The sequence below is a fragment of the Paenibacillus hexagrammi genome (genome assembly GCF_021513275.1).
In the GTDB taxonomy this organism is placed as follows: Bacteria; Bacillota; Bacilli; order Paenibacillales; family NBRC-103111; genus Paenibacillus_E; species Paenibacillus_E hexagrammi.
This window is the reverse complement of sequence record NZ_CP090978.1, coordinates 4203875-4222414: the sequence shown is the minus strand read 5'-3', so window position 1 is coordinate 4222414 and position 18540 is coordinate 4203875. Positions and strand designations below refer to the sequence as shown.

Genomic DNA, 18540 nt, shown 5'->3' with positions numbered 1-18540 from the left:
AGAGCACGAATGGGGAATAAAAACGACGAAGGGTCTGCTTCCGCAGATCCTTTTGACATCCTTGAAATGACGATTTCATGTAATTAATGAGGTACAGGCACTTCTAGGCACCCGCCCACATACACTAATACTAATCTCTAAAGCGGAGGCTCCAGTACAACGAAGATCCGCAAACTTTGAAAGGGGTGGCTGGAATGCCTGGATTGTTTGGTGCAATAGCCTTATTAATTAAACAGGTGACATTGCTTGTTTCCTATGTTAAGAATAATGCCTTTCCGCAACCCTTGGCAGAAGACGAGGAAGAAAAGCATCTTAGGCTTATGGCGGAGGGGAACGAGCACTCCAGAAATATGCTGATTGAGCACAATTTAAGACTTGTCGCGCATATAGTCAACACGATATGAACACGAAGCAACGTAAATCCGTTGGCTTCCATGAGCCGCGGGAGAGGCGTAGATATATTGTTGGACAAGCTTATCTAGAGACAGATTCGACTATTCTTCCGTTGGTCTTGGATATGGTACAATACTGATAAGCCAGAAGTGACGGAAGGTGAAGAAGTATGAAGCAATCACAGCAATTGCATAAGCTGATTAAACTGACAGGTGATCGTGCTAAACTCGATGCAAAAGCGAATGATACTTATATCGTGTATATGACACCTAACTGTCAGATTGTAAAAGAGTATGCGGACGGTAAGGTCGTTACTGTCTCAGACAAGGAGTAGCCAATGAGTGAATCAGGGGCTACCATGTATGTATTTGACGGTAACAATGGCAGCGGAAAATGCACCATCCGAAACTTGATTGTAGATCAGCTTGGAGTAAGTGTGAATATTGATCCGGATTCATTAGCACGTGCTATAGATCCTGAGCATCCAGAGCTTCATCGTGTGTCTGCAGGTAAAGAAGCCATAACACTTGCTAGGGATTGTATTCGGAAAAAACGAGATTTTTCAGTTGAAACCACATTAGCCGGTGGCAATGTAATACGGCTTATGAAGGACGCGAAATCGAATGGGTTCAATGTAACGATGTTTTTTGTCGGGCTGCGAGATTATCGTTTGAACATTGAACGAGTGGCTGTTCGTGTTCAAAAATTGTGATTGATAACAGCGATGCCTCAGGGAAAGTTGTTCTCGAGGTTGAACATCAAAAAGTAACGTCTAGAAGTAATGATGCTCCTGATTGGGTCGAAAGTATATTTGAGATTCTTGGTAAATAGAAATTTAATGTGCAATGTGAATGTGAATGTGAGTTAGCCGCCTTATGATTGTATCTGGCGGTTATTTGTTTTTTAGATTAATTAGTGAAATGGGTAACAAGTTCTCTCTTAAATACAAAGTACCACATGAGTTTTTTTTCTGTGAAAAGAAAGATGCACTCATGTTGGGTTCCGTCTTTAAAGTTGAAGGACAGCAGAAAAATGACAATAGGATGCCCGAGAGATGAAATATTCGATCCCTTTGTTTAACAAATATGAAAATGGTCAATACTTATTGGTTTGACGTTTTTACTGGTATTTGCTCGACATAAGTTTGCTTAGTTTTTAGCATTTGGTAGAGGATTACGAGCATTTTCTTTGCAAGAGCAACCAGGGCTTTTTTCTTCCCTCGACGTGAAGCTAGAGACCAGAATTTTGCTGATAAACGTGTGTTTCGGGTTTTGAAGCAGCCCATGCGGCTTCGCACAAAGCTGTTTTAATATGGGGATTCCCCTTTACCGTGCGGGTACTTTTTTTTGACCTGCGCTTTCGTGATTACCTGGTGCTACACCCGCCCAAGAAGTAAGGTGAGCTGCCGTAGGAAATTGATTCATGTTGTTACCCATTTCGGCGAGTATGCTGGCGGCAGTTGTTCGTTTCACGCCAGGCATGGTCTGCATGAGTTCCATTTCTTCCTTGTAGCTAATGAGGTACTCCTCGATCCGCTCATCTAATTGATGAATCGATTCCTCATAAAAAGCAATTTCATTCCAAAGAAACCGAATCATAAACATTTGGTGCTCATCCAACGTACCAAACAGGGAATCTGCGAGTGCAGGGACCTTTTTCTTTACGTTGCCTTTAACTCGATCCTCAATATCGCTAGGGTCGATAAACCCTTGCTCCATGAGTCTTCTGAGCAAGTTGCGACCTGAAACGCCAAACACATCGCTAATAACCGTTCCTAGTTTAATGTTGGCGCATTCAAGTACTTTTTGAAGTCGATTTTTCTTGGCCGTTAGTCCCCCGACCTGCTTTTTACGAAGCCGTGTAAGCTCGCGGAGTTCACGAAGGTCTGCCTGAGGGACAAAACTTGGTTCGATCAAGCCGTGTCTGAGAAGTTTTGCGATCCACTCTGCATCCGATACATCGGTCTTGCGTCCGGGAACGTTTTTAATGCGCTGGGCATTGGCTAATGTGATGTCGAAGTAGCCCTCGAGCACATTGTAAACAGGCCGCCAGTAAATGCCAGTGCTTTCCATTGCGATATGTGTGATTTCCTTGGACTCGAGCCATTGCAAGAGCTCAAACAAATTTCTCGTCATAGTAGAAAAGGTGCGTGTCTCCACGCAGGGCACTTCGCCAGCGGCCCCAGTCATGGTGCAGACGACAATACTTTCTTGATGGACGTCCATACCAGCACAATGCGTAATTAAGGTTTCCATAAAGCTGCTCCTTGTATTGATGAAGGTACGCAATTGGTGGATTCGAAGGAAAAGTAACCATTTTTCTGTACGTGGTCATCTCTTCAGCGGAAGAGAGCCAACAAGGGGTTGTACACGCTTCGAATCCTCACTGTTTAGTTTGCAGGGTCGAACCACCATAAAAAACTGCGTGTTTATTCCAATTTGCGTTCCTTACCAGTATGGAGAAACAGAAAAACCGCTAAACCCGGCACGTAACACTTTTCATGTCGGGGTTGCGGTTTAAAGACCATGGCTGTTTAGTTTTTATACTGGACAGGCGCTCAGAGTGGGAAGTTCATAAAAAGATTGCATGATCTTCCTCTGTTCTCGAAAAGGAACGTATGTTCCTAATCAATTTTGGGGCAATTTCACTCTTAGAGTTTAAGCCGAGATACTCAGCTATGGATATTTTAAATAACTTTGGTATTGATGCTATGTACAACGCGGCGTATATAGATACATCAAAAATCGAAGAGTTTGCAGCGAAAGGTTTTGTTTGCATGTCAGACATTAGACAATACAGGGAGATCATTGATGTTAAATTGAAGTTCTATTTAATGGAGCTTTCTAAGGAACAAGCAATGTTCTCATTCAATAAAAAAGGCTTGATGTGCTATCCGAATGGAGTAAAAGTCGAACCATAATTCCTAGATATACATGACGATTTCATGTAATTAATGAGGTACAGGCACTTCTAGGCACCCGCCCACATACACTAATACTAATCTCTAAAGCGGAGGCTCCAGTACAACGAAGATCCGCAAACTTTGAAAGGGGTGGCTGGAATGCCTGGTTTGTTTGGTGCAATAGCCTTATTAATTAAACAGGTGACATTGCTTGTTTCCTATGTTAAGAATAATGCCTTTCCGCAACCCTTGGCAGAAGACGAGGAAGAAAAGCATCTAAGACTCATGGCAGAGGGGAACGAACACTCCAGAAATATGTTAATTGAGCACAATTTAAGACTTGTCGCGCATATAGTCAAAAAATTCGATAACACAGGTGAAGACCTGGAGGATTTGATCTCGATTGGAACAATAGGATTGATTAAAGCGATTGAATCGTTCTCTCCGAATAAAGGGACGAAGCTGGCGACGTTCGCTGCGCGTTGTATCGAGAATGAGATCCTTATGCATCTTCGTTCGCTGAAGAAAACGCGTAAAGATGTGTCCCTGCACGACCCGATCGGCACGGACAAAGAGGGCAATGAAATCACATTGATTGATATCCTTGGCAGCGAAGCGGACGATGTTGTAGACGCCGTGCAGCTGAAAATCGAGAAGAGTAAAATTTATAAAAATTTAGATATATTGGATGAGCGGGAGAAAGAAGTTGTTGTTGGCAGGTTTGGTTTGGAGCTTGGCGGGGAAGAGAGGACGCAGCGGGAGATTGCGAAGGAGCTTGGGATCTCGCGGAGTTACGTGTCAAGGATAGAAAAAAGGGCGCTCATGAAGCTGTATCATGAGTTTTATAAGGCGAAGCGATGAATCCTTGGGGTGCTCTTATGGGCACCCTTTCGTTCTATTTAAATGGGCAAGAAATTACGAGAGGAGGTTACGTTGGCGGACAAGTTGACTTTGGGCAGGAATTCCTTCTCTAGCTGAAGTAGCTATGCCGAAGATTTGGAAGATCTGACTTCAATCGACACGATTGGTTTGATCAAAGCCATTGAATCGTTCTCACCGAACAAGGGGACGAAACTCGCAAGTTTTGCGGCTCGCTGTATTGAGAACGAGATTCTGATGCATCTGAGGTCGTTGAAGAAGACAAGGAAAGATGTGTCCCTGCATGACCCCATCGGCACGGACAAAGAGGGCAACGAGATAACGTTGATCGATATCAGTACGTTTCAAGGATAGAAAAAAGGGCTCTCATGAAGCTGTATCATGAGTTTTATAAGGCGAAGCGGTAATGTAAACATAATAAAACCTGCCTAGAACCATAGCTGGTAAGGGCAGGTTTATTTTTCGCCTGGAAATAGTATCGCGAGTATGATAACAGTTTGATCGACTTGTTGAAAATAGATTCTAAATTTCTTGATTACAATATGAGATAAACCGGCATATGCTCCTGTTTCCTCTGTATACGGTTTATTCAAAACAGGTTTAGTTAACAATGACTCGACTTCCAAAATCAATTGGGAAATGTAATCTAATGTTTCTTCAGGGGTGTATCTCACACTTCGAAACGTTACTAATTTATTACGTACCGCAGGCAGCCAGATTAATTGTAAGGATTTCATTACTTAAAATCCTCTTTCGATAAAGATTTCAATAGTTCTGAGGTAGAAAATCCTTGGCCTTGCATAAATTCATGTTTGCTTTTCTCAATCATCTGTTTCAGTTCTGGATTTGCCTCTGCATCCGCGAGAATTGAACGATTGTCCTCTTCTTGAAGTACGATTGTAAATGTACCTTTACCAGGAATAAAAAATTGACAAACGGAATTACTACGATCCATATTGGTAATGTAATCCATTAACTCTTCAGAAGAATTCACTCTCTCCATTGTATTCTTCACTCCATGTTTAGATAGATTTAGGTATGTTTATTATAACATAATCCTGAGGGAATTCAGCGAATCATTACTTCTGATTTGCTATATGGATTTTTATTTTTACGTTGCTTCGTGTTCATAACGTCAAAAAATTCGACAATACGGGCGAAGATCTGGAGGATTTGATCTCGATCGGCAAGATCGGATTGATCAAAGCGATCGAATCGTTCTCGCCGAATAAGGGGACTAAGTTAGCAACGTTCGCGGCTCGTTGTATTGAGAATGAAATCCTTATGCATCTTCGGTCGCAATCACCTTGATCGATATCCTTGGCAGTGAGGCCGATGACGTTCTCGATGCGGTTCAGCTGAAGATCGAGAAGAGCAAAATATATAAAAATCTAGATATATTGGATGAGCGGGAGAGAGAAGTTGTTGTTGGGCGGTTTGGATTGGAGCTTGGCGGGGAGGAGCGCACGCAGTGGGAGATTGCGAAGGAGCTGGGGATCTCGCGGAGTTACGTGTCAAGGATAGAAAAAAGGGCGCTCATGAAGCTGTATCATGAGTTTTATAAGGCGAAGCGATGAAGTTGGTGAAAAATTTAATTTATAGAAATCTATGAGAGGACTCGATGAGTTCTCTTTTTTTGTATTTTTATAGGAGGCAAAGCTATTCCTGGATTGGGATATGGGTACAATATACTTTAGACTGGAAATGGTATCAAGCTAACATTTTACTCAAAATGAAAGATCTATCAAATCTTCTTCTACCTTAAATATCGGAGTCGACATCTCAAAATTTAGACATGTGGCGATGGCCCAAGACTTCCCTGAGCTCAAATTCGGGAAACCACTTACGTTTGAAAAGAGTAGAGAAGGCTTTGAATTATTCCTGATTTGGTCCAGAAAGATTGCGACGGAGCAAGGCTACAAGGACGCCATAGTTGGTGCTACTACATAATTAAATACAATAATTTTAACATAGTAGTATAACTGAATCTCCGTGTTTGTTTTGTTGCTCATGTGTAAAAATTATTGACCATGTTAACGTAGAATCAAAAACATAAAGATCAGTTGGGAAACTACGCAATGTTCTCACAAATTCAGTGGAATCCAGTTTGTAAATATATTTTCTTCCGCATTAAAAGTTAACTTACTATCTGGATGTGTGTCCCAAAAAAACAACACTTCTTTTTTGTAGGATATGTATTGTTCAGCAAATTTTTCGATATCCGTTTGCCTTATAGTTTTTGATTCTATTTCTGACAAATGGGGAATAGTGGAAATGTTAGTCAAGTCGCCAATTATTTTATAATAGTAATATAATTGGTTGTTTTCAAATTTATCTATAATCTGTAATTTTTTATCAATTCTATAAGTTGTCTGCATTAAGTAATCTTCAATTTTATTAATATTGGCTGCGCAAGCTTTTAGGTAACTACCAGAAATATCAATATTGTGAATATAGTTAGGTTTATCTAAATTATTTTGATAAGCTAGATAAAATTCATTTTTTTTATAATAGTAAATAGCAAATACGTTATCATCACAATTTAATTCTTGATTTTGTTTTAGTTCCGAAATGGACTCACACTTAAATGCTTTTAAATTTAAAGGCTCCCAATTGATAATTTCAATCTCCATACAATATCCTCCCGTTCAAAAGCACCAAACTTTAAAGACTTAACCCTTCTAAAGGTAGAAGGATTAAGTCTTTATTTACTCTTTAATAATAGAAACTATGACCATCATTCTTTATCAAACGGAATTCGCGAATCAACCTCATTTTCTAACCGCTGAGCAACTCGACCTCGAACTTCGTGATTATGTCCACTGGTATATTCATCACCGAATTCACGGAACACTCAGCTATCTTACTCCTTCCGAGATTAAAAGTATGCCCTTTTAAAAGTTGTACAGTTTAGTGGAGAAGTTGTAGTTAATTGATACTTTCGCTTGACAAGCATGATTGCTATTTTCGTAAGACAAATTCTTTAACTTAGATCAGTCACTACTTTAATGAGAATCCTTAGTTCTTTTTGAAGAACTTCATCTAGAATATCATGAATTTTACCAAACAGTTCTTTTTTCCTTGACAATCGGTACCTAATAGAATAATTCCTCGCTATTTCTGTCAGTTTCAAAATCTCAGAATATTGATAATCGTTATCTAGATAGCAATTTTCCACCATATACTCAATTCTTTTCAACATCATCTTCTTATGATCTCTTATCGTTGTCAAAACAGTGACACAATCGTTAAAATAAGGTTCTTTGATCAAGTTTTCTGTGGCTAGTTTAACTGCATTTACTCCGAATGTATATTCATTCGTATAACTAGATAACCTAATGTCTTCATCCTTGCCATGAATACCTAATCTTTCAGAAGTGTTATTAGAATGAATGTAATCAATAATCATTTCGCGTATATAATTAGGCATTAATTGATTCTCGTCATTCTTATATTTCAATAAGTAAAAGTTATCACACCAACCATCGTGTGGAGTTTGCTTCAATCCTTCTTCGATGGCTTCATAGGGTACATCAATACTGTCATAAGCATTTTTTTCATTATAAGACATAACTTTAAACATTCTGTTTGGATGGTCATACCCATAAATAAGTAAATCCATCGTTCTATTCTGAGTTTTATGAAATGGGGTATTCGGTATGTAGTACTTATCTATGAAGAGATATATATATTTCTCCTTAGAGATGCTCTCGACTATAAAATCTGAATAATTAGAGGGTTTTAATGCGAATAGGGTATCATACTTCAACGATTCCATAAATAATTTGGCAGAATAGTACATAGGAGTTTCGGAATTATAAAATCTTAATGCATTGTTACTATCACCTGTACCCAATTGTAATTGAATAAAATTGTTATAAAGCCACGGCTGGTGACAAGGATAACTTGTAATGATCGATAGCATACAGGCATAATGATGCCTGCCCTTAATAATCGGGTCCGTATGAATAGGCAGTATTGTATTTACCATCACTTACCTCCTTAAAGTTTAACCTGTGTAATATAAACAGTGGTTATCTTCAAGTTATTAACTCATTTCTAAAAGATAAACCGAGTTATACCTACCACTAATCGAGAAACTTTTTCTCCAATTGAAATGAAGCGCCCCCTTAATGAACAGAAAACTACCAATAATGACACTAACCGGATTACCACAAGAATAAAGACCCAAAAGTAACATAAAGGTAAAGACAATACTAACACTTTTGCTTCAATGTAAAACCAATGACGACTGAATGTTTACAACATCTCACCTCCTTAAAGAATGAATATTTTGTTCCTGAACACAGAAGATCGATGATCGACCAGGCAGATTTCATGATTTCGTTCATAAACTGCTGAACATTGATGCGAATTTCGGCAACCGTGTGATAAAACACATTGTTGATCACATCGGACTTCAACCATTTCCATAGCACTTCTACAAGATTGAGTTGCGGGCTATAGGTAGACAGGAAAACCAGTTCGGCCGGCTTTTTATCTCTTACAAAAACGGCTGCAACAGTCATGTTCAATCCATTCCATTCAAATCGTTTTTGGTGGCAAAAACCGCTAATTCGATACGATCTTTCAGACCCAGCTTTTTGAAAATAAGCGAAATCGTGTTTTTTACGGTTCCTACCGACAAAAACATGCTTGCGGCGATCTCGCTGTTCTCTTTGCCTTCAGCTACATACCGGATGATGCGGATTTCCCTTTCGGTAATTTCATTATTTTTCAAAATAGAACGCTTCCATTCTAACGTTGTGCGAGGCTTAAAGCGGCCGAATAATTCATTAGGCATCTCTTTATGAAGGACTCGCAGTCCGAGCGCCGCGCTTTTTACCGACATGATGAGTTCACTCGATTGTATGCTTTTGGGCAAATACCCACTGACTCCGTTGCGGAGCGCTTGGAAAAAGGTATGCGCATCCCAGGAAGAAGTTAAAATAATGATATTCGTCGCCGGAAAATGGCTGAACACATGAGCGACAAGCTCGAAACAGTCCCCTTGTGGACTATGGAAATCAAGGATGAGCACATGAGGCTTAATTTGTCGACAAAGCATAAGTGCATCCCCTTCATTCAGGGCATATCCTTCAACTTGGATCTCAACATCCTTTTCCAAAATAAACTTAATACCTTCGCAAACAAGCCGCTGATGATCCGCTAAAATGACTTTCACCATGATGCTGCCCCCTTTATTTCTTACGGTTCAGTCAATCTTGATGTATGTGTACAGCTCCGCTTATATGTACTTCTGGCTCATCTCATAAGCCATACTGGAGGGCGAAGCCAGACTTCCTAGATAGACAGATGGCGGCATCGCTGCCGTAACAATTGGCGTCCGGATGTCCTCGCGTTCACCATGACGGCATGTATACACATGTCGAACATGACTAATGACCTTTACGTGGAAGTGTGGCAAATTGAAGAGTATTCTTGAGTGCGTAAATTAGCATATTGACACTGCAAATAAGAAGAGAATATACTCAGGTTAACCGGTTACGTAATTTACCTTAATTAAATTATATCATGCATGAGATTACAAGATCAAACTTACTTCAGGGAGAAACTACTATGTTGAAAAGATTAACCGTGTTGGTGCCTATACTAATTTTGGTATCAGGATGTTCTTCAGAGCAGAGTGAAGTTATTCGTGCTGTCAAACAATCGCCTGAGAAAATCGTACTGCGAATATTTGACAGAAAAGTGGAAGTCGCAGACAAGCTTAAAGGACTGGAAGCTCTGTATGAGAAAGAGCACCCGGAAGTGGATCTGAAAGTGGAGACGCTAGGAAGTAATGCTAATTTTAACGAAGAACTCTATTCAAAAATCGCTTTGAATGAAGCGCCGGACATATTTTCTGTTGATGGCTACGGGAGCTTTGAATTTTGGAAAGATATCGCTTATGACGTAACCGACAAATCATGGATGAAGGAAGTCATAACAGGCACTACGGATTCAGTTACAAGAGAAGGTCGCATCTACGGAACCCCGATAGCTCTTGAGGCATATGGTTTCTTGTACAACAAGGAGCTATTTCGGCAAGCACGTATTACTCAAATTCCAACGACTCTCAATGAACTTCGGATCGCAGCCCAAACTCTGCAGTCCAAAGGAATTACTCCATTTTCAAACGGGTATCGAGAGTTCTGGGTGAATGGTATGCATAATTTCAATGTTGCGGTGGCCAGTCAACCGGATCCGCATGCTTTTCTTGAGCAGGCCCGTAAGGGTCAGATCGATTTTACTCGTAATAAAGAGCTTATGGGTTGGGTGGATTTGCTTGATTTGACATTGGATTATGGAAACAAGCAACCTGTAGCTACAGACTATAACACGCAGGTAAAAGCTTTCATAGATGGCAAAGCGGCCATGATGCAGCAAGGAAACTGGACGCAGCTTACTATCTCTCAATCGAATCCGAATCTTCAAGTAGGCATGCTTCCGATGCCTGTGGACGATGCAAATCGGGATTATATCTATACCGGCGTGCCGAACTACTGGATCATTAATAAAGAATCGGAACATCCACAAGAAGCGGAGAAATTCATGAACTGGCTATTAACCAGTGAAACGGGAAAGCAGTTTTTGATCAAACAGCTAAAGTTTGTGCCAGCACTAAAAAACTTTGATTATAAGTCAGACGATTTGGGAAGCATTGCCGAGTCTATGCAAGAGTACACAGAGGCGGGAAAAACAAAAATGTGGTACTGGGACTATTTCCCGGAAGGTGCGACAGGGAAGATATCCGACCTCATGCAAGCCTATATGGAAAAGAAAATAAATCGAGAACAGTTGTTGAAGGGCATCCAGTCGTTGTTCGTAGAGTCGAATCAGAAGGGCGGTAAGTGACATGCAGAAACTGAACTCCATTAAAGCTGCCCTTATAACCTGGATGATGGGGATTGTCATTATACCTATCCTATTAGTAACTGGCCTATCGTATTTACTTGCCCAGCATATCATTGAAGACAAGGTCGGTACTTATTCCGAACAGTTAGTTCAACAAATCTCAGGGAACATCAGCTACACGAATCAAAGCATCGAAGATGTTACCCTGTCGCTATTAAAAAATAAAACTATTACGGATCAAGTGGAAAAGCCAAACGCCGACATTCAGCGAGAGGCAACCAGGCGTGATAGTATTAACAAGACGTTGTTGAATGAATTGCTTGCAAATGAGGAATTACACTCCATTCGTATATATGGAAAAGGTACGGAATATTACGCTGCGGCTAGGGGACACGATACACCAACGGCTTCTTTGGAAAATGACACCTTTAGAAACGGACAGCTATTCAAAGCTGCGAAGATGAGCAAGGGAGAAATGATCTGGGCTACCGGCCTGGATGGCAATTTCGATCAAATTTATGTGATTCGCAAGATCACTTATTCTTATAGCCGGGATGTTTCCGCTGTTCTTGTAGTAGGGGTAAACAGTTCTGCGTATATGGAACGCTTGAAGGGTTTAGACCTTGGGAACGATGGTTCCTTTTATATAATTGATTCGAGCGGAAACTATGTGCTGCATTCGCATGGCCAAGAAATAGGTACGGAGCACGGTAATGATTTCGTAAAGAAGGAGCTGCTCGAACAACATAGCGGACTACTCAGGAGCAACGGCAAGCTGGTTACGTTTACTACGTTAAGTAATGGTTGGAAGCTTGCAACAGAAACCAGTCTTGATTACTTACTTGAGGATTTAGGCATTTTACGGAATGTATCATTCGTCATTTGTTTGTCACTACTTGTTATTTGTTTTATTGTCGTACTTTTAGTTACTCGTAGGCTTATTGAGAGACCGATTAATCGACTTATTGTACATATGCAAGCAGTCAGGGACGGAAGGTTTGATCAAATTGCCCCCGGCAGCGCAAAACTTGAAATACAGTTGTTGCATACTGGCTTTAATGACATGGTGACTAAGATTGATCAGTTAGTAAGCAGTTCGAAGGAAGTTTCCTCAACCTTGTTAAAGCATTCGGATGAGATCAAGACCTTGATTGCTGCTTCGGTTGAGAGCTCTCGTCAAATTAACGTAACGATGAACGATTTAGCGGCCGGTTCAAGCAGGCAGGCTGAAGATGCAGGTAGTATGAACAGTAGTATGAAAACACTTGTCGAACAACTGGACGAAATTAAAGATAAACTGGCGGAAGTGAATGTGGTTTCGAAAGGAACACAAGATTTTTGTAAAAGTAAATATAATCAAATTGAGGCACTCAAGGATCAAAATAATAAGTCGCTACAGATGACGAAGCAAATCAGTTTGGATGCTCAATTAGTTGAAGAGAAGGTCAAACACATCACGCAATTTGTCAAAATGATCTCAGAGATCAGCGCACAAACCAATCTGCTGGCTTTAAATGCCTCGATTGAAGCCGCTCGTGCCGGTGAAGGCGGAAAAGGTTTCGCCGTTGTTGCAAGTGAAGTGAAAAAGCTTGCGGAACAAACACACCAATCCACAAAGCATATACACGAAATGGCCAGAGTAATTGATGAGCAAATAGCAAGTATGATTAAGAATGTAAATCAAGGGCAGCACATTTTTGAAAGACAGGAGCATTACGTGAACGAGACGGAGCAGGTCTTTACACACATTGTACAAGCTTTGGATCATTCTATTCATGAGTTCGAAAAGGTAAATGACAAGATTGAACAAAATAACGAACATACACGGAACACGGAACATGCGATCGAAAGTATTGCGGCAATTACGCAACAAAGTGCTGCAGGAATTGAAGAGATCACGGCAATAATCGAAGAACAAACAAAAACGATGACCGTCATTATGGAAGGCTCTGAGGAACTGAACGTTCTCGCACAGGCGATGAATGAATCCCTTCAAATCAACAAGAAGATAAGTTAACTTGCCGATGTAACTGTGACTTCTACCTGCGAAGGTTTTATTGGCTTTTCCAGGTAGGAGCCGGTTTGTTACTTGTGTTTTTTTCTATGGGCTGTTTTTCCATAATCGAATGAACCGCTTTGTCGATCTTCTTCAACTGCTGTTAGCAGCTAATTATGGATGATTCGGAGGTGTTTATTTTTGATGAAACTACCTCTTCCCTAGACTTGGAGATAGAATGGCTTCTTCAAGGGTGATTGGATGAGTTAAGGGATGGGAAGACGACGATTATTATCGTACATCGGCTCTCAACGATCCGTAATGCAGATCTTATCTTCGTAATGGACGAAGGACGCATTGTTGAGCAAGGGACCCATGACGAATTAATGGCACAAGGGAGCTTATATCCTTCCCTTGTTTCTGCACATACTCAATAATGAATAGAAACCATATCTTGAAAGCCCATGCTGCAAGATTGGTTGAAGCCTGACTTTCGCGGAAGCGCCGCCAGATAAACGTTTTCTAGTGGTATAGGTTGACTTCGGAATATGTGTTTTTGTTTTGTTATTCTTGCTTAAACCGCCCATATGGCGGTTGTTTTTTTATGAATTAGAAGTGGTATATGAAGGTGTGACTTGTTAACAAATTCCACCGTTTAAGTACTTAAAGCCACCGATTTTCGTTAGCGATTATGATAGCATGAAATCGCAGGTAAAATCTGAGATTCATTTTTGTTAGAAAGGAGAAAAAGTTGAAAGCGTATGCAATCATAGTGGAATTAATTTTAATTAGTAGCGTCGGCCTAATTGACTAATTGTAAAGGTAAGGTGAATTTATGAAAAAGGATTCATACAAAAAAATTCTTGTGTTAACAACTACTGCGGCAACGATATTGATGTACGGTAACGTCATGTCTCCACCGGCTTTCGCAGCAAGTACAGGCAAAATGGTTTACGATGTCACTACCGATAAGTCCATGTACGGACCGGGTTCCAACGTGGAGCTTCGCATTGATTTGAAAAACCGAATCGGCAGAGACATCACCGGCGGTAAGGTAGAGATAAAAGCTAAACACTTGGACCAGCAGGTTGGCACAACAATGACAAAGACTTATGATCTGAAAAACAATTCTGATTTAATGATGACTGCGAACTGGACAGCCCCTTCAACGGACTATCAAGGGTATTTGATTGAAGTGGATATCAAGGATGCTTCCAATGCATTAATTGATTCGGATACTGTTGGTGTGGATGTTTCTTCTTCATGGGTTAAGTTCCCGCGATATGGTTATCTTTGGGATTTCGGACAGAACGTGAATACTGCCGAACGGATTGATAAGCTTAAAAATTATCACATTAACGGCTTGCAGTATTACGACTGGCAGTATCGTCATCATAAACCTCTTGCGGATAACCTGGATGTATGGAATGATTGGTCGGGCAGATTGATTTATGGTGATACGGTGCGAAATTATATTGCTGGTGCCAAAGCAGTTAATATGGTTAACATGGAATACAACATGATTTATGGCGCAACAACGGGCTATGATAAAGATGGAGTCCAACAGGATTGGGCGTTATATTATGCAGATGACAATCCGAGCGGTACCGGTCAATTCAGTTTTAAAATGGCTGACTCTTCACCAACAGGTGTAACTCACTTATATTTCTTTAATCCGGCGAATACAGGCTGGCAAAATTATATTTATAACCAGGAAAACAAGGCAATCAAAGCATTTAACTTCGATGGTTGGCACGGCGACACAGTTGGTGAATGGGGCAAAATGAAAACGTCTACAGGACAAACCCTTTATGTGAAGGACACGTACACAGGCTTCCTCAATAACGCCAAGCAGGCAATTGGCAGCAAATATCTGGTCTTTAATCCGGTCGGTGCGCAAGGGATCGAAAATGTGAATAAAAGTAATGTAGATGTACTCTATGCGGAGATATGGCCATGGGATCATGACAGCGAGGGCTTGCAGTATGATAGCTATTACTCGCTCAAGAAAGAAGTGGAGCAGTCTAGAAAAGAAAGCGGTGGCAAGTCGCTAATCGTTCCAGCTTATATGGAATATGATTATGCGAAGGGACATTCCGGAAGCGCATTTAATACGTCTGCGGTTCTCCTGACCGATGCTGCTGTTTACGCAGCGGGTGGTTCGCGCATGGAGCTTGGAAATAACGGAAACATGCTGAGCAACGAGTATTTCCCTTCGAGCAACTTGTACATGGATGACGATTTACAACAGCGAGAACATAGATTATATGACTTCATCGTTGCTTACGAGAACCTGCTTCGCGACGGTCAAAATGAGACTTCGAATCGTATTGAATTCCCTAATTATGCGATCAGCGCAACAGGTGATCCGAATAAAATTTGGGCTTATGGCAAGAAGGACAGCAAATATGAAATCGTCCAAATGATCAACATGCTGGGCGTCAGCCGCAATGACTGGAGGGCTAATGACGGCAATAAGGAGAAGCCGAGTCAAATCTCTAACTTCCAGATGAAGTATTATTACACGAACGATGTAAATTCAGTTTGGATGGCATCTCCGGATTCCAACGATAACCGTACTCAGAAGCTGAGTTTTACCAAAGGTCAAGACGGAAACGGCAAATTTGTGAATGTAACTGTACCATCACTGGAATATTGGAGCATGATTTATATGAGCAGCGATGCGAGTGGGGGGTACAGACCCAGATCCAGGAACAGGCACTGGTAGTGGACAGCTTGTGAATGGAAATTTTGAGAATGGTGAAACAGGCTGGACTTTCTCGGGGACCTCGGCGCATGGTGTTGACACCAATGACGCTTACGCAGGCAGCAAATACTGGATATGGAATTCCAGTGCTTATACAGCGAAGGCTTCACAAACAGTTAGTGGTTTAACAAACGGTACGTACACGGTGAATGCCATGGTTAAACAAAGCACGGGCACAGCTACTGTAAGCAAAATGGAGTTATCTGGTTTTGGGGGGACAACTGTAGCAACTGCAATTCCTCACAGCGATAGCTATGTGAAAATTAGCGGCACAGTAAATGTCACAAACGGTAAGCTGGATATCGGTTTCTATCAAGAAGCTCCTGGAAATACGAATTTGCAAATTGATAATGTTGAAATCGTACCTAGTGGAACTGATAACACCGGTGGCTCGGGCGGTACCGATCCTTTACCAACCGTAACTATTACAAACGGGGGGTTTGAAGCCGGAAACCTTAGCGGATGGAAAGCAACGGGCTCTAATGTCGGTGTTGACGGCAGCGATGTAAATAGCGGACAAAATAAAGCTTACTTCTGGGGAACTCAAAGTTATACGCAAAAAATTGAACAGGACGTTGTGAATGTAGCGAATGGTTCTTATACAGTAACGGCGATGGTCAAGCAGAATACGGGAACACCAACAATAAGCCGCATGGAACTTTCTGGGTACGGTGGAGACGTTGTTTACTCCAACGTGCCTCATGGCAGCACCTATCAAAAAATTAGCGGAACGGTGAATGTGACGAATGGAAAATTAAACGTTGCCTTCTACCAGGCTGCTGGGGGAAATACGAATTTGCAAATCGATGATGTACAGATCGTAAAGAACTAAGTCAGTTACAGACAGAGTTAGACGCATTTTGAATGGGAAAGTCATGATGGTTGTCCATTGCCGTCATGGCTTTTCTTTATGGTCTCATTGGCAGTCTCTCATTCAGACGAAGGTAGGTTTGACTTTACAGGGACGGTTTCTCGCGACTAATAAGATGATTGCAATGTCCAGCATGCTGATCGGATATTGGTTAGGAGGGATACTTGCAGACTCCATATTCTCCAAATCCATGTAAGAAGGTGGGGTGCTGGCTGGAACGGTAGGAACATGGGTAGGTGTTGGAATGATGCAATTATTGATGATCGCGATGCTTTCCAAGCCAAACTTGACGAACAAATTGTACCGAGATTTGGAGGAGGAAGTGCATTAGAGGGGTAAAAAATGATTGGAAGAAGAACCGTCTTTGATTTTGTTCAGTGGCTCTTCTTCCTTTCTGTGTACACCAGATAGCAGGAAGAGATAGTAAATCGAATATTATCGAAAACAATTAGCAAGAATCCTGCACATCCCAGTAAGGGAGAGTGACAGGATTCCGCGATAACAAACTCTTATTTTTTAATGATATCCTCAACAGCTTTATCCAGCTTGCCTAGCAGTTGGTCTTGATTTACGGTGCCGCCTAAGTATTCCTGCATAGCTGCTCCAAGTCCCTGTGTGACACCGTCCGGGAACAGGTCCCAGTACCAGCCTTTCGCTTTGCCTGACTTATTTTGAAGCTCAACAGCGATCTGGCCGATGTCTTCTGATGTAGCTTTAATGGTTGTCAGAGCAGGAATGAATTTGAATTCATGAGTAATGTACTTTTTACCCGTTTCCGAAGTAACTAGCCAGTTTAAGAAAGCTTTAGCTTCTTCAGGATGTTTGGACTTGCTGTTGACGATGTAGTTGCTCGGCACACCAATCATGATACTGCCTTCTTGATCGTCGATCGGAAGCGGCAATACGCCCAGCTTAAGGTTTTTATCGATTTTGTCGATATCTCCTTGTGTCCAGTTGCCCTGAATCATCATGGCTCCTTTGCCAGTAGCAAAATTGGATACTTGTGACGCATAATCCGTCGTTGTTTTATCTTTCTGAGAATTCGCGATGATCAGATCAGCCAGACTTAAATATTTGCGGAAAACGTCATTGCCCTTGAATTTGGCTTGTCCAGCCTTTAAATCGCTCATAAACTTGACAGGGTCAGGCTGATTGGCGAGCCCAACGTTTGTCCAATGCATCCCGAGGCTCCACCATTCGTTAGTCGCAATAAATGGCGTGATTCCAGCAGCTGTAAGCTTGGCAACCGCATCTTTTAGCTCAGGAAGAGTTTTGGGCTCGCCAGTAATGCCTGCTTTTTCAAACAAAGCTTTGTTGTAAATGATACCATAACCTTCGACGTTCATCGGCATTCCGTAGAGTTTTCCATTCACGGTAGTAGGCTTTTTGGCAATTTCAGTTAAATCCTTCACCCAAGGTTCGCCGGACAGGTCCGTAGCGCGATCCAAGTATGGCTCAAGTGTAGCGAAGCCGAAGTTGTTAAAAAGCTCGGGCTCAGAGCCGGAAGCAAGCTCTGCTTTCAACAGCGCATAGTAGTCTTCACCTCCGCCGTGGGTCTCTACTTGAATCGTAACGCCGGTTTCTTTTTTGTACTCATCAACAAGCTTGTTCAGCGCGTCAACGATCTCCACCTTGTAGTTGAACATTTTGATCGTAACGTCTTTTTTGTTTTCTTTCTTTTCTGCAGCCGTTGCAGCAGGTGTTGTACTAGTACCCCCGTTAGTGCCAGTTTCTGTTTGTTTCGCGCATGCGGAGAGCATTGATGCTAAAACCGTAGCGCTAAGAAGTGTGACCATGATCTTTCTCATTGTTGAACCTCCTTGTTTTTATGCCTTACACTTACATTTTAGATAATATATAGAAACGCTTACACT

General features: G+C 41.4%; 14 protein-coding genes and 7 pseudogenes. 12 read left to right on the top strand and 9 right to left on the bottom strand.

Features of this window, described 5'->3' with window-relative positions; genetic code table 11:
- Nucleotides 1-194: 194 nt before the first annotated feature.
- The 3 genes and pseudogenes from L0M14_RS19115 to L0M14_RS19105 all read left to right on the top strand — a co-directional run.
- Nucleotides 195-392, top strand: a pseudogene (locus tag L0M14_RS19115) (RNA polymerase subunit sigma-70); the annotation flags it as partial.
- Nucleotides 393-562: 170 nt separating this feature from the next.
- The gene (locus L0M14_RS19110) at nucleotides 563-727 is read left to right on the top strand and encodes a hypothetical protein (protein WP_235118201.1); all 165 of its coding nucleotides are present in this window, start codon (nucleotides 563-565) and stop codon (nucleotides 725-727) included.
- A gap of 3 nt (nucleotides 728-730) precedes the next feature.
- A complete protein-coding gene (locus tag L0M14_RS19105) occupies nucleotides 731-1105 on the top strand; it encodes a zeta toxin family protein (protein WP_311198739.1) in 375 nt (124 codons plus the stop codon).
- A 390-nt stretch (nucleotides 1106-1495) separates the two neighbouring features.
- Here L0M14_RS19105 and L0M14_RS19100 read toward each other — a convergent pair.
- Nucleotides 1496-2648 (bottom strand): annotated as a pseudogene (locus L0M14_RS19100) (IS110 family transposase).
- A gap of 422 nt (nucleotides 2649-3070) precedes the next feature.
- Between L0M14_RS19100 and L0M14_RS19095 the strand changes: the two are divergent.
- The 3 genes and pseudogenes from L0M14_RS19095 to L0M14_RS19085 all read left to right on the top strand — a co-directional run.
- Nucleotides 3071-3313: a hypothetical protein gene (locus L0M14_RS19095; RefSeq protein ID WP_235118200.1), complete on the top strand. Its 243-nt coding sequence runs from the start codon at nucleotides 3071-3073 to the stop codon at nucleotides 3311-3313.
- Nucleotides 3314-3454: 141 nt separating this feature from the next.
- A complete protein-coding gene (sigK, locus tag L0M14_RS19090; RefSeq protein ID WP_235118199.1) occupies nucleotides 3455-4156 on the top strand; it encodes an RNA polymerase sporulation sigma factor SigK in 702 nt (233 codons plus the stop codon).
- 129 nt (nucleotides 4157-4285) lie between these two features.
- Nucleotides 4286-4581: pseudogene (locus L0M14_RS19085) on the top strand (sigma factor); the annotation flags it as partial.
- 48 nt (nucleotides 4582-4629) lie between these two features.
- On the opposite strand, the gene L0M14_RS19080 reads toward L0M14_RS19085, so the two are convergent.
- A complete protein-coding gene (locus tag L0M14_RS19080) occupies nucleotides 4630-4911 on the bottom strand; it encodes a hypothetical protein (RefSeq protein ID WP_235118198.1) in 282 nt (93 codons plus the stop codon).
- Complete coding sequence (locus tag L0M14_RS19075) at nucleotides 4911-5177, bottom strand: hypothetical protein (protein WP_235118197.1); 267 nt, start codon at nucleotides 5175-5177, stop codon at nucleotides 4911-4913. Before L0M14_RS19075 ends, L0M14_RS19080 begins: the two co-directional genes overlap by 1 nt.
- A 116-nt stretch (nucleotides 5178-5293) precedes the next feature.
- Here L0M14_RS19075 and L0M14_RS19070 point away from each other — a divergent pair.
- A pseudogene (locus L0M14_RS19070) lies at nucleotides 5294-5751 on the top strand (sigma-70 family RNA polymerase sigma factor); the annotation flags it as partial.
- Nucleotides 5752-6258: 507 nt separating this feature from the next.
- On the opposite strand, the gene L0M14_RS19065 reads toward L0M14_RS19070, so the two are convergent.
- Nucleotides 6259-6807, bottom strand: a complete 549-nt coding sequence (locus L0M14_RS19065; protein ID WP_235118196.1) for a hypothetical protein — start codon at nucleotides 6805-6807, stop codon at nucleotides 6259-6261.
- Nucleotides 6808-6964: 157 nt separating this feature from the next.
- Here L0M14_RS19065 and L0M14_RS19060 point away from each other — a divergent pair.
- Nucleotides 6965-7072, top strand: a pseudogene (locus L0M14_RS19060) (IS3 family transposase); the annotation flags it as partial.
- Between the two features lie 85 nt (nucleotides 7073-7157).
- Here L0M14_RS19060 and L0M14_RS19055 read toward each other — a convergent pair.
- The 4 genes and pseudogenes from L0M14_RS19055 to L0M14_RS19040 all read right to left on the bottom strand — a co-directional run.
- Nucleotides 7158-8165, bottom strand: coding sequence for a hypothetical protein (locus L0M14_RS19055; protein ID WP_235118195.1), 1008 nt, complete (start codon nucleotides 8163-8165; stop codon nucleotides 7158-7160).
- 313 nt (nucleotides 8166-8478) lie between these two features.
- Nucleotides 8479-8699: pseudogene (locus tag L0M14_RS19050) on the bottom strand (transposase); the annotation flags it as partial.
- Between the two features lie 6 nt (nucleotides 8700-8705).
- The gene (locus L0M14_RS19045; RefSeq protein ID WP_235118194.1) at nucleotides 8706-9362 is read right to left on the bottom strand and encodes a LuxR C-terminal-related transcriptional regulator; all 657 of its coding nucleotides are present in this window, start codon (nucleotides 9360-9362) and stop codon (nucleotides 8706-8708) included.
- 63 nt (nucleotides 9363-9425) lie between these two features.
- Nucleotides 9426-9587 (bottom strand): annotated as a pseudogene (locus L0M14_RS19040) (IS66 family transposase); the annotation flags it as partial.
- A 167-nt stretch (nucleotides 9588-9754) separates the two neighbouring features.
- On the opposite strand from L0M14_RS19040, the gene L0M14_RS19035 reads away from it, so the two are divergent.
- From L0M14_RS19035 to L0M14_RS19020, 4 genes are all read left to right on the top strand, one after another.
- Nucleotides 9755-11032: an ABC transporter substrate-binding protein gene (locus L0M14_RS19035; RefSeq protein ID WP_235118193.1), complete on the top strand. Its 1278-nt coding sequence runs from the start codon at nucleotides 9755-9757 to the stop codon at nucleotides 11030-11032.
- Between the two features lies 1 nt (nucleotide 11033).
- Nucleotides 11034-13049 carry a methyl-accepting chemotaxis protein gene (locus tag L0M14_RS19030; protein WP_235118192.1) on the top strand — a complete coding sequence of 672 codons (2016 nt, stop codon included), beginning with the start codon at nucleotides 11034-11036 and terminating at the stop codon, nucleotides 13047-13049.
- A gap of 814 nt (nucleotides 13050-13863) precedes the next feature.
- Nucleotides 13864-15756, top strand: coding sequence for a glycoside hydrolase family 66 protein (locus L0M14_RS19025; protein ID WP_235118191.1), 1893 nt, complete (start codon nucleotides 13864-13866; stop codon nucleotides 15754-15756).
- A complete protein-coding gene (locus L0M14_RS19020) occupies nucleotides 15716-16627 on the top strand; it encodes a carbohydrate binding domain-containing protein (RefSeq protein WP_235118190.1) in 912 nt (303 codons plus the stop codon). Before L0M14_RS19025 ends, L0M14_RS19020 begins: the two co-directional genes overlap by 41 nt.
- A 548-nt stretch (nucleotides 16628-17175) precedes the next feature.
- Here the strand turns inward: L0M14_RS19020 and L0M14_RS19015 are convergent.
- Nucleotides 17176-18474: an ABC transporter substrate-binding protein gene (locus L0M14_RS19015; RefSeq protein ID WP_235118189.1), complete on the bottom strand. Its 1299-nt coding sequence runs from the start codon at nucleotides 18472-18474 to the stop codon at nucleotides 17176-17178.
- Nucleotides 18475-18540: the final 66 nt, after the last annotated feature.

What these genes read in the sequence shown, in the direction of transcription:
- L0M14_RS19055 (WP_235118195.1), bottom strand. Translation starts at nt 8,165, where the DNA reads ATGGTAAATACAATACTGCCTATTCATACGGACCCGATTATTAAGGGC.
- sigK (WP_235118199.1), top strand. Translation starts at nt 3,455, where the DNA reads ATGCCTGGTTTGTTTGGTGCAATAGCCTTATTAATTAAACAGGTGACA.
- L0M14_RS19030 (WP_235118192.1), top strand. Translation starts at nt 11,034, where the DNA reads ATGCAGAAACTGAACTCCATTAAAGCTGCCCTTATAACCTGGATGATG.
- L0M14_RS19110 (WP_235118201.1), top strand. Translation starts at nt 563, where the DNA reads ATGAAGCAATCACAGCAATTGCATAAGCTGATTAAACTGACAGGTGAT.
- L0M14_RS19105 (WP_311198739.1), top strand. Translation starts at nt 731, where the DNA reads ATGAGTGAATCAGGGGCTACCATGTATGTATTTGACGGTAACAATGGC.
- L0M14_RS19035 (WP_235118193.1), top strand. Translation starts at nt 9,755, where the DNA reads ATGTTGAAAAGATTAACCGTGTTGGTGCCTATACTAATTTTGGTATCA.
- L0M14_RS19065 (WP_235118196.1), bottom strand. Translation starts at nt 6,807, where the DNA reads ATGGAGATTGAAATTATCAATTGGGAGCCTTTAAATTTAAAAGCATTT.
- L0M14_RS19075 (WP_235118197.1), bottom strand. Translation starts at nt 5,177, where the DNA reads ATGGAGAGAGTGAATTCTTCTGAAGAGTTAATGGATTACATTACCAAT.
- L0M14_RS19045 (WP_235118194.1), bottom strand. Translation starts at nt 9,362, where the DNA reads ATGGTGAAAGTCATTTTAGCGGATCATCAGCGGCTTGTTTGCGAAGGT.
- L0M14_RS19015 (WP_235118189.1), bottom strand. Translation starts at nt 18,474, where the DNA reads ATGAGAAAGATCATGGTCACACTTCTTAGCGCTACGGTTTTAGCATCA.
- L0M14_RS19025 (WP_235118191.1), top strand. Translation starts at nt 13,864, where the DNA reads ATGAAAAAGGATTCATACAAAAAAATTCTTGTGTTAACAACTACTGCG.
- L0M14_RS19080 (WP_235118198.1), bottom strand. Translation starts at nt 4,911, where the DNA reads ATGAAATCCTTACAATTAATCTGGCTGCCTGCGGTACGTAATAAATTA.
- L0M14_RS19095 (WP_235118200.1), top strand. Translation starts at nt 3,071, where the DNA reads ATGGATATTTTAAATAACTTTGGTATTGATGCTATGTACAACGCGGCG.